Annotated in this window: 6 protein-coding genes and 2 pseudogenes; 5 read left to right on the plus strand and 3 right to left on the minus strand. The window is 47.6% G+C overall.

The genetic code is table 11. From position 1 onward, the window contains the following. Window positions 1-1,221 (plus strand): phosphoenolpyruvate carboxylase, encoded by a 1,221-nt coding sequence (locus DVO77_RS03625; RefSeq protein WP_119977356.1) that lies wholly within the window; start codon window positions 1-3, stop codon window positions 1,219-1,221. A gap of 583 nt (window positions 1,222-1,804) precedes the next feature. Continuing rightward, on the plus strand, window positions 1,805-3,073 hold the full coding sequence (locus tag DVO77_RS03630; protein WP_119977357.1) for a dicarboxylate/amino acid:cation symporter: 1,269 nt from the start codon (window positions 1,805-1,807) through the stop codon (window positions 3,071-3,073). Window positions 3,074-3,137: 64 nt separating this feature from the next. Here the strand turns inward: DVO77_RS03630 and DVO77_RS03635 are convergent, their stop codons facing one another. Continuing rightward, entirely contained in the window at window positions 3,138-4,517 is a 1,380-nt protein-coding gene (locus DVO77_RS03635) for a sigma-54-dependent transcriptional regulator (RefSeq protein ID WP_119977358.1), read from the minus strand. A 4-nt stretch (window positions 4,518-4,521) separates the two neighbouring features. Next, complete coding sequence (locus DVO77_RS03640) at window positions 4,522-6,489, minus strand: ATP-binding protein (protein WP_119977359.1); 1,968 nt, start codon at window positions 6,487-6,489, stop codon at window positions 4,522-4,524. A 399-nt stretch (window positions 6,490-6,888) separates the two neighbouring features. Between DVO77_RS03640 and DVO77_RS03645 the strand changes: the two genes are divergently transcribed. Further along, window positions 6,889-8,685 (plus strand): flavocytochrome c, encoded by a 1,797-nt coding sequence (locus tag DVO77_RS03645; protein ID WP_119977360.1) that lies wholly within the window; start codon window positions 6,889-6,891, stop codon window positions 8,683-8,685. 925 nt (window positions 8,686-9,610) lie between these two features. Here DVO77_RS03645 and DVO77_RS03655 read toward each other — a convergent pair. Beyond that, window positions 9,611-10,069 (minus strand): hypothetical protein, encoded by a 459-nt coding sequence (locus DVO77_RS03655; RefSeq protein WP_162924134.1) that lies wholly within the window; start codon window positions 10,067-10,069, stop codon window positions 9,611-9,613. A 292-nt stretch (window positions 10,070-10,361) separates the two neighbouring features. Between DVO77_RS03655 and DVO77_RS03660 the strand changes: the two are divergent. Further along, window positions 10,362-10,694 (plus strand): annotated as a pseudogene (locus DVO77_RS03660) (IS4 family transposase); the annotation flags it as partial. Between the two features lie 82 nt (window positions 10,695-10,776). Then, a pseudogene (locus DVO77_RS03665) lies at window positions 10,777-10,841 on the plus strand (Mobile element protein); the annotation flags it as partial.

Here is a 10,841-nt window from a genome sequence, read left to right on the forward strand (position 1 = left end):
ATGAGTAGTAACTTACACCAATCCGGGGTAACGCTACTTAAGCTACTGGGGCGGCATAGCGAACTTATCATGGATGTGTACCTATCGGGCTCAGTGGCCGAAGGGGGCGATAACGCGGCAGCAATCGATAAGCTACGTAAAGCCGAGATCCTGTGGCGACCAAAACCCGGGCAAGATTTACGCCTCAAACGGTCGGTGCGCGCGCTATTAGAAGAGACCTTAAGTGATGAGCGTAATCGGCAAATCGATGCCAATGTCGGCTCGGGTCTTGCCACCATCAAAACCTTGGCGAGCCACTATAAAGAGGCGCGCCATGCGGTAGATTACAGCGCCAGCGAAGCCTATTTAGCCGATCTGAGTGAGCACGTTTACAGCTTTGCCGAAGGGCTGCGTTATTCGATACGGGTATTGTGGAGCCGGATTAATAATGAGTTTGGTTATGTCGGCACCATTAATGCCAAAATTCGCGAAAACGAATTGGCCCAAAGCCAAGTCAGTGAGCTGCTCAATGGCTTAGAGATGTTCCAATTTAGCGAGCTTGGCGAGCTGGCCGGTGATATTCGTGAGCTGCGTAAATTGCTGGTCACCACCTTGCAAGAAACCTTGAGTGATTGTACCCAAGAACTCAGTGTGGTGCAGGGGCGGTTATTGGAGTTGCTTGGACGTTTTAGGCAGATCCAAGGGCGAACACGCTTACTTAAGGGCTGGTTGTTATACACAGATCAACATCCCGATTATCAGGTGGCAGATCATGTCAGCCACAAGCAGTTGCCAGTTCTGTTTAATCGCGCCGAGGCACTCTTAGCCCCTGCGGCGGTTGATGTGAGTAACACAGGCTATGAGGCTGAGCTGTTACAGCTGGTGGCGCAAGTGAAAGCCATTAGCCGTGTCGAGCGTGACACCTTAGTGCGCGAACATGATGTGGCGTTTGCCTTGGTCGATGCTGAAGATTTTGAAATTGCCGATAACCCCCTCAAGTTGGCGGTCGATGATTATTTTTGTGCGGTGATCGACTCAGGCTTAAGGCAATCGGCATTGCAATACCATCAACAGCAAACGCTGGAGTGGGATCCTGAGAGCTGGTTGTATCAGGTGATCTGCGGTTACGAAGGATTGCCAGAAGAGCACAGACGCTATTTTGAATTAGAGCCCATTGGTGAGCCGCACCCCACTTACAGTGGTAACTTTATTATTCGTGATGTGGAGCTTTGGTTGGCCTAGCCTGCTGAGGATAACGCCTTGGGTCTAAGCCGCTATTGACCAAAAAAGTTATAGCCTTTAAATAAAGCAATCGTCCTTAAAACCATTAAATCAAGTGTTTACACTTTGATTTAATGGTTTTTTTATTGCTTATTATCAGCACGGGTCGGCGCTTTTTTCAGCGGTGCTGACTAGTGTATTTCACTAGCGACACCCAAGCGACAGTGGTTTGAGCTGTTATTGCTTTTAATTGTGAGTTTATGTGTTGCCATATCACCACTCGTTAGTGTTAAATACTGGTTCTGCCGGTTGTAAATTGAGTGGTTAGGTTTGTTTTTGTGGGTCAATGTAAAAGTTTGGTGTTATGGGTGTCTTTGCGATGGCCGTCTATCTCCTTGTTAATATTGGGCTAAGTGTTTATATTTTTCATTGTTATCTACTTGTTGTTTTTGGGGTTTTTTTCAAAGGCCATTGAAAAGCTTGCCAGCATGATCCACTATCTCTGCATCAGCAGGGGGAGTACCCGCCTCACATCTTAATCTCTATCGATGAGATACACAGATAAAAGCGTGCAGCAGATACGCTAAATTTAATAGGCAAACAGATGACAAAATCACTTTCTACCCGCATCTTTATCGGGCTCTTTTCGGGTGTCATGCTCGGCACTATTTTGCAATACGGTTTGGCTGATGCCAGCCAGTTAACCGCATGGGTGGTCAAAATCGCTAGCGGTGTGGGTACCATGTTTGTCAATATGATCATGTTGATGGTTGTGCCTTTGGTGTTTGTCAGCATTGTCTGTGGTGTACTGGAGCTAGACGACCTGAAGAGTTTTGGCCGCCTCGGTGGTAAAACCTTTGGGTTTTATATTATTAATACGCTGCTCGCCATCTCTACTGCGCTGGCGGTGGCCTTGATTGTTGAGCCCGGTGTCGGTATCGATATGGCCTCAGGTTCTGACGTTGTGATAGCCACCACTGAGCTACCTAACTTGATGCAACTGATTGTCGATATCGTCCCCAGTAATCCCGTTAGCGCGTTTTCCTCAGGCAATATGCTTCAGGTGATCTTTATGGCGCTATTGGTCGGTGGGGTGATTAAGTCGATGGACGATGCCGTTCCCTTGTTAAACCAAGGGTTTCAAGAGGGCAACAAGCTAATGATGAAGCTGATTAGCGTGGTGATGCAGCTAGCGCCTTATGGGGTGTTTGCCTTAATGCTGAAGTTAGGCGCCACGTTAGAGGCCAGCTTATTTGTCAGTGTGATGGAATATATGCTGGTGATCATTACCTTGTTGTTGGTGTGGATTTTTATCATCTACCCCATCGCCGTCAGTCTGTTTACCTCGGTGTCGGCCAAGGCGTTTCGGGCTAAGACACAAGAGCAAATCTTGTTTTCCTTATCTACCGCAAGCTCCAATGCCACCATTCCGGTGACCATGCGCACCTTAACAGAAAAGCTGGGGGTTAAGCCCGCAGTCGCAGGTTTTGGCGTGCCACTAGGGGCGACCATGAATATGACCGGTGTGTCGATTTATGTCACCATCGCGATTTTCTTTGTCGCCAATGCCTTTGGCGCTCCCATCATGATGGAGCAGTTGCCATCATTGTTATTCAGTATCTTCTTGTTATCGGTTGGCGCTGGCGGGGTACCTGGTGGTGGCATGGTGATGATTGGCGTGTTGATCCATCAGATGGGATTACCACTCGAAGCCTTTGTGATTGTGGCGGCGCTAGACAGGGTGATCGACATGGTGTTGACCTCTTGCAATGTAGTGGGGGATGCGGCGGTGTTAACCATAGTCGACGCCAGCGAAAAGGCTTACGACATCGAGACTGTTAAGGTACCAGAGGCGCAGCTTAAGCCTGCTTAAGTCAGTCCGCCTAAGTCACGTATATATGCATGAGTGGCGCCAAGCCACTCATGCTGCTTGGCAATTAATGGCCTTTTAAGCGCCGACTCAGGGCGCTTTGGCTAATGCCCAGTAACTGCGCCGCCGCGGTTTGATTATTGGCGGTGCGGCTCATGGCTTCATCAATTAACGCCTGATTCATCTGGGCTAAACTAGGCAATACCTTAGGAAAAACCAGCGTATCTAATGGCGCTTGTGTCAGCGATTTATGCTCGTTAATCGCCTCCATAAAGGGGGAGATATTTAGCGCGACACCATCACTGCGGCTGACCGCATCAAATACCATCCCCTTAAGTTCATGCAAATTACCCGGAAAGTTGTAACTCGCCAGTTTAGTGGCCAAGTCGGCCGGTTGTTGCGGTGCGGGCAACGCCATCTCGCTGGCCGCCTGAGCGATGAAGTGATTGATCAGCATCGAAATATCCAGCGGCCTGTTGGCCAGTGGCGGCAGCTTGATTTTATGGGCGCGTAAACGATACAGCAGATCGCTACGAAATTGCCCCGCTTGGTGTAATTTCAGTAAATCATCTTGAGTCGAGGCGACAAATTTGCATCGCACCGGATAGGCACTGTCGCTGCCCAGTGGATAATATTGCCTGGTTTCGAGCAGATCCAATAAGGTGATTTGTGCCGCCAGTGGCAGGGCGCCTACCTCATTAAGATAGAGTACACCATCGCCCACTTGATGCAGCAAACCGGCCACGGCATCGACTTGGCCATCGCTATTGTGGTGTAGATGACCACACATCTTTTGGGCAAACACCTCGCTGCTGATCCCCGCCAGATTAATGGTTAAAAATGGCGCTTGTGGGCTGTAGAGGCTGTGGCAGGCGCGGGCAAATTCACACTTGCCGGTACCACTTTGACCAAAGATAAGTAAAGGCTCAGGGCTAAAAGCGACCGCTTCTAAATAGCGAAATTGATCGAGCATCTGCGGCTCGCAGGTCAAAATATTATTAAACGCCTGTGGATTGTCTAAGGTGCGACTTAAGAAACGCTCCTTAATGTGCAGGTAATTACGCTCCAGCCCCACCACTTCTAGCGCGCGGCGTACCGATTGAGCCAACTCTTCCACCTTATCGGTTTTGATAAAGTAATCGTAAGCGCCATTTTTAATGCAGCGCACTGCGGTATCGACCTCATTGACGCCGGTAACGATGATCACCCGGGTGTTAGGAAACTCGCTGCGGATCATCGCCAGCAGCGTTTCGCCACAATCGAAAGGCATGGTTAAGTCCAGTAGGACTAAGGCGTAATCGCCCACCTGTAGGCGATTGATCACCTGACGACTATCGACGCAGGTGTCGATTTCAGCTTCGGGCACTAAGCGGTTAAGGGTGACGGCTAAGGTGCGTAGCCATGAGGCTTCATCGTCGACTAAGAGTATGTTTCTGGCCAATTTCATGGGGTTAATCCTGTTGTACTAACGCAAACGTTAAGCGGATGCTTGTGCCTTGGTCGACACTCGATTGGATCTGCATTTGAGCATGATGTTGTTTGATTATCCTGCTGCTGACCGACAAGCCCAGGCCGCAACCGCCGTTATTTCTGCGCGTGGTAAAGAAAGGTTCTGTGATGCGTTTTAAGGTGGCGCGGTCCATGCCGCAGCCGTTATCGCTCACGGTGAGCAGCACTTGGTCTGCATCAACCTCGGTGGTGATACTGATAGCGCCAGTGTAAGGGTCGCAGGCGTGACAGGCATTTTGAATAAGGTTAATCAACACTTGGTGTAGCTGCTGGGCATCGCCGTTAATGAGTGGATCTGCTGGGCAAAGGTTGGTGGTGATTTGGTAGCTCTTACACTGGTTATTGGTTAAGCGCAGCGCCACTTGCACCACATCGTTAAGGGCGATAGGCAGATGTGCTTGGGCTAAGTTGGGCAGAGCGTAGCATTTAAGATCGTTAACAATACGGCTGATGCGCGTGGCGGCCTCTTCAACCGTTTGACAGCTTTGGCCCATCTCGGCCATGGCATCGTTTGGTGCCAGTCCGGCAATGCGCCAAAATGGGTTGTGCTTTTGGTAGTGGGTTGCAGCAGGTGTTAGATCCTTGATTGCCGCGCTCAGCAGTGAAATGGCATGCACAATCAGCCCTGTGGGATTATTGATTTCGTGGGCAATGCCGGCCGAAAGCTCACCTAGGGAGGCTAGGCGGCTGGCCTCTTCGTTGGCCTGGCGCAACCTATGTTGCTCGGTGGACTCTTCGAGCAATATCACCACCTGATCGCTGGCGATCGGGTGGATCTGCAGTTGCCAAAACTCTTGCTGGTACTGCATGTCAGCCGTTTGTGACCGCTGCTGGGTCAGCACGGTATTGATCGCCTGTTTAAGGTCAAAGGGTTGGCCGTCGAGGTAATGAAATTGCTGATTAACGAGCAGCTCAATATTATTATCGTTACTCCACAGACGCTTAAGGTGCTTATCTATGATAGTGACGCCATGGGGAATGCCATCGAGCACCGACTGAAACTGAGTCGAAATAACCGATATCTCCGCTTCGGCGCGCCGGCGCTGTTCTAACTCTTCTTTAAGCGCCCTTTTTTGGCGGCGTAGGCTCGCGCTGATAAATCCGGTGTAAATCATTCCGATAGCCGAGATAAGCGCCACTAAAATGGCCAGTGAAAACATGCGTTTTTGGGTCGAGGTTAAATCGACCTTTTCCCGCCCGGTGCCAAACCATTTGTTGACTAATTTGTCATATTCTCCCGAGAGTTTAAGCTGACGCAGTGCGTCATTAATCTGCTGCATTAATACGGTTTTTTTGCCGTTGCTGACAAAGTTAAAGGCGCCATAGATCAGCGCATCGCTGGAGCTTCTCACCGATGGGTAAAAGGGCAGCAGTCGCCGGGCGACAAAGTTTTCGGCTAACACCACATCAACCTGATCATCCATCAGTTGTTGAAAACCGGTTTCGTATAGATCGACATCGATACGCTCAAACCGTTGCAGATGATCTGACAGATACACATCGACAAAAGCGCCTTTTTTAATGGCCACTCGCTTACCAGCGAGATCGCTCCAACTATTGATAAGTGCTTTGCCTTGTAGGGTATAAGCCTTGGCGTGGGTGGAATAGATAGGATCCGATTGATTTAGCTCACGGCTAAAGTTCACCGGGCTGACTACGGCTATCACATCGATATCACTATCTGGGTTGTGCACATCTGCGACCAGCTGCTGAAAGCTCTTACGCCGCACTATGATGCGTTTGCCCGTCAGTTGGCCAATTCTGTCCATGAGCTCAAGGTTAAAACCTTGGTCAACGCCATTGTTACGCCATTCTAAAGGGGCGGTATTGGAGTGTACGCCAAACACTATGCTCTCTTGGGAGAGCACTGGCAGCGAGGCGCAAATAAGGCAAAGTAGTATTAGTCTCATGGGCTTGAGTGTAGAGAATAATGGCTTAAGAAACTGTGCTGCACTGCGCGAATTAGCAATCGGTGAAGTATTCGGTTGACTGCGGCATTACGGCGGTTGATGAAGGGTTATAAGCATAGTGATCTAGCGCAGTATGTGCCATGCAAAATTGCATATCTCACTTGCAAATTATGCAACTTTGCATAGTGCATTTTACTGCTTGTGATTAAGGCTGCATTTCTTATTGAGACCTGAGCATCGACCTTGCTGTAGCCATCGGTATAGATAAAGATTAACTCGAGCAATATAAATGTCGGCCGCTGTGCAATGTGAGTGGGCGTCACTTGAATCATTATAATAATGAAAAGTTTCTAGACTTATAGCGTCATCGCCGTTGAGTGTGGAAAGGAGAGTATAAAGATGAAAAAATTACAACTTGCAGTCTGTTTAGCCACGATTATGGGCACCACAGGACTCATGGGCAATGCAATTGCCGCAGATAATCTAGCTGAATTTCACGCTCAAAACCAAGAGTGTGATAGCTGCCATACTCCAGATGGTGAGCTTTCAAATGATAGCTTAACCTATGAAAACCAACAGTGTGTCGCGTGTCACGGCACCATGGCTGAAGTCGCTGAAACCACTAAGCACGAGCATTATAATGCTCACGACTCTCATTTCCCTGGCGATGTTGCTTGTACCTCTTGTCACAGCGCGCACGAAAAATCTATGGTCTATTGTGACTCTTGCCACAGCTTCGATTTTGACATGCCATATGCGGAAAAATGGCAACGTAATGAACCGACGATTGCCGAACTCGCTAAAGATAAATCTGAGCGTCAAGCGGCACTTGCTAGCGCACCTCGCGATACCGTTGATGTAGTGGTTGTGGGTACTGGTGGTGCAGGCTTCTCTGCTGCCGTATCGGCTCACGACAATGGCGCTAAAGTCATCCTTATCGAGAAAGAGCCTGTTATCGGTGGTAATGCGAAATTGGCCGCCGGTGGTATGAATGCAGCGTGGACCGATCAACAAAAGGCTAAAAATATTACCGATAGCCCAGAGATGATGTACAAAGACACCATGAAAGGCGGTCGTGATATTAACGATCCTGCGCTGGTAAAAATCTTAAGTTCACACTCTAAAGGATCTGTGGATTGGATGACCGCCATGGGCGCCGATTTAAACGATGTTGGCCGCATGGGCGGCGCATCGGCTAACCGTTCACATCGCCCAACTGGCGGTGCTGGTGTAGGTGCTCATGTAGTACAAGTACTTTATGATAATGCCGTTGAACGTAATATCGATTTACGTATGAACACCCGTGGTATCGAAATTCTTAAAGATGATAGCGGTAAAGTGAAAGGTATCCTAGTTAAGGGGATGTACAAGGGTTACTACTGGGTGAAAGCCGATGCAGTGATTTTAGCAACCGGTGGTTTTGCTAAAAATAACGAGCGTGTGTCTAAGCTCGATGCTAAGTTGAAAGGCTTTATTTCGACTAACCAACCAGGCGCTACTGGTGACGGTATCGATGTGGCAGGTAATGCTGGCGCGGCGATGAAAGATCTCGAATATATCCAAGCCCACCCAACACTGTCTGTAAAAGGCGGCGTGATGGTGACCGAAGCGGTACGTGGTAATGGCGCGATCTTAGTCAACCGTGAAGGTAAGCGTTTCGTCAACGAAATCACTACTCGTGATAAAGCATCTGCCGCGATTTTGGCGCAAACAGGTAAATCTGCGTTCTTAGTTTTCGATGATTCAGTCCGTAAGTCATTGACGAAAATTGATAAGTACATTGGTTTAGGTGTCGCACCCACGTCTGACAGCTTAGTTAAGCTAGGCGATATGGATGGGGTTGGCATCGACGGTAAAGCCTTGGCCGAAACCGTTGCTCGCTACAACAGCTTTGTCACTAGCGGCAAAGATGCTGATTTCGAACGTCCAAACCTGCCTCGTGCGCTGAATGAAGGTAACTACTACGCTATTGAAGTCACTCCAGGTGTTCACCACACCATGGGCGGCGTGATGATTGATACGAAAGCGGAAGTGATGAATGCTAAGCAGCAAGTGATCCCTGGCCTATACGGTGCGGGTGAAGTGACTGGCGGCGTACATGGTGCTAACCGTTTAGGTGGTAATGCCATCTCAGACATCATCACCTTTGGTCGTCTAGCAGGTGAAGAAGCTGCTAAATATTCAAAGAAAAACTAATATTAAACATTATCTAATAATTAGTAACATCGTTCCAGTTTGACCTAAAGGTGGTATGGATATCACCGCTAGAAGCCACAGCCCTCCCGCTGTGGCTTTTTTATATCCATCCTTGATGGAGCGGGGCTGCTCAAGATGGGGTTTCCACCAAAGTTTGGTGGCCTTGGAATGAAGGTATGGCATTTTTTGTTTTGTCTGGGTAGTGGTTGGCGAAGTCTTTTTTGGAAAGTGTGTTTGAAGGTGAGCTTTTATGGCAATCTATCACCTGCGGTGAGCGTATGTGTAAACACTTCTGCGACACGGTGAGTGAAGCGTAGCTTCGCGCTAACGAACGAGAGGCATGGACGCCGAACTGGCTTTTAGACATGGACGTTGTTCAAGCACTTCCATGTGGGCTCTGCGAAATCATCCATGATTTCGAAGGCCAAAAGCGCGCTTACACCTATCTCTAACTCCTCTTCGATTTAACTTCATTTGATACGACTAGTGAGTTAAAGGTTAAAGTATTTTTGTGCCAAAGTGTGTTGGTCTTGGAATGAAGAACAATGACATTTGCTTGAGTAGCGGCTGGCTGCATTTTTATTTATTGAAAGTGATAAGGTCGAACCTTCACTGTTATAAATCGCCTGTCCGGCGGGGAAGTGTGCAAGCTCTCTTTTGGCTCGCTGTGAATATATCCCTATACGCTCCACGGCGGCATCCATGCCGCCAAGGGCCAAAAGCGCGCTTACACCTATATCTAACGCCTCTTCGATTTAGCCATATTTGATGTGAGTTGCTAGTTCAAAAGCTAACTAGGTTCTGCCCCTTTATCGTTTAGTGCTGTTGCTCTATCGTAAATATATTTTCGGGTTTGCCTTAGATTTACTAATTTCAAATTAACTGTAAGGATGAATCAAAAAAGGTGGCCAGTTTTACTTAGTCACTACCATGAATCAAATATATTTAAAAGGTAACTTTCAAATCTATCCGAATCGCTAAAGCTAATTTGGCGTCCATCTTTATCGGTAGCAACCCATTTGTCTTTGAAAAAGCCTTTTGTTCCTTTCGTTATTATCCCAAGTTTTTTCGATAACAAAGCAAGGTCATCGAAATTTGAATTTTTCTTTCTAGCCTTCTCAATTAGTCTTGTTAACTCTAGCAATCCACTATCTTCTTGATCTCTTCTAATAGCCTGCAACTGCTCCTCGTCCATTAGGGATAGAACTCTATATTTAATGTATAAGGACTTAGTTTTGCTATCATTGCCTTTTGAGTTCGCGATAGCTTTCACCCATAAAGGTTTAGATAGACTTCCTTTCTCGAGTTCGTCTGCAACAATTTCATACAATGCTAGTTCTTTACTACGACTTTCTGACTTTAACCGCCTTATTTTATTAAACATTATCTTCACCGTTGCACGCCACTGGTTAAAGTTTAATAGATCTAGAATTAAGGATGTAAGAAGACCCCCCCTCCAGAATCGCACTAACAATAATAACTCAATTGTAGCGAGGCAAACAAACTGTTCATGAAATAAATGCCATATATGGACGCTCCCGGTAGTTGACTAGAGAGTTGACTAGGACACCCATCGCTAGGGAATCCCCAGATAATTTCTTTTACAATCAATTAGTAGACACGCATGGTGCTGTTTGATCTAATCAATTTCGCCAAAAACAAACTAGAACAACACCATGCGTGACATTACAATACTACATGACTCTCTTAGCAATCAATGCTCTTCCATCCACAAAAAACGTCTTAATTCTCTTATGGTTGCCACTAAATCATTACTAGATGGTGATCAACTCTCTTTGACCCAGCTAGGCCGTAACATCTCTGGTAATGTGGCACCTAAGCACAGTATCAAACGTATTGACCGCTTGCTCGGTAATCACCACCTCAATAATGACCGAATGGCGATATATCGCTGGCATGCAATGCATCTTTGCGGTGCTAACCCAATGCCTATCGTGCTTGTCGATTGGGCCGATGTAAGAGAACAACTCCGCTTGATGACATTGCGAGTTGACTAGGACACCCATCGTTAATGGCGCAGAAGTTAACCTTCGGCTATGCTTTGATTGAGCATTGAACAAGGAGGTTTTTATGCCACGCCCTCGCAGAACTCAAATAAGTATCGAAGACACACCCTATTATCATTGTTGTAGCCG

The organism is Shewanella algidipiscicola, from assembly GCF_003605125.1.
In the GTDB taxonomy this organism is placed as follows: Bacteria; Pseudomonadota; Gammaproteobacteria; order Enterobacterales; family Shewanellaceae; genus Shewanella; species Shewanella algidipiscicola.

Bases quoted from the DNA above. Each gene is read 5' to 3' on its own strand.
- DVO77_RS03625 (WP_119977356.1), top strand. From the start codon at position 1: ATGAGTAGTAACTTACACCAATCCGGGGTAACGCTACTTAAGCTACTG.
- DVO77_RS03630 (WP_119977357.1), top strand. From the start codon at position 1,805: ATGACAAAATCACTTTCTACCCGCATCTTTATCGGGCTCTTTTCGGGT.
- DVO77_RS03635 (WP_119977358.1), bottom strand. From the start codon at position 4,517: ATGAAATTGGCCAGAAACATACTCTTAGTCGACGATGAAGCCTCATGG.
- DVO77_RS03640 (WP_119977359.1), bottom strand. From the start codon at position 6,489: ATGAGACTAATACTACTTTGCCTTATTTGCGCCTCGCTGCCAGTGCTC.
- DVO77_RS03645 (WP_119977360.1), top strand. From the start codon at position 6,889: ATGAAAAAATTACAACTTGCAGTCTGTTTAGCCACGATTATGGGCACC.
- DVO77_RS03655 (WP_162924134.1), bottom strand. From the start codon at position 10,069: ATGTTTAATAAAATAAGGCGGTTAAAGTCAGAAAGTCGTAGTAAAGAA.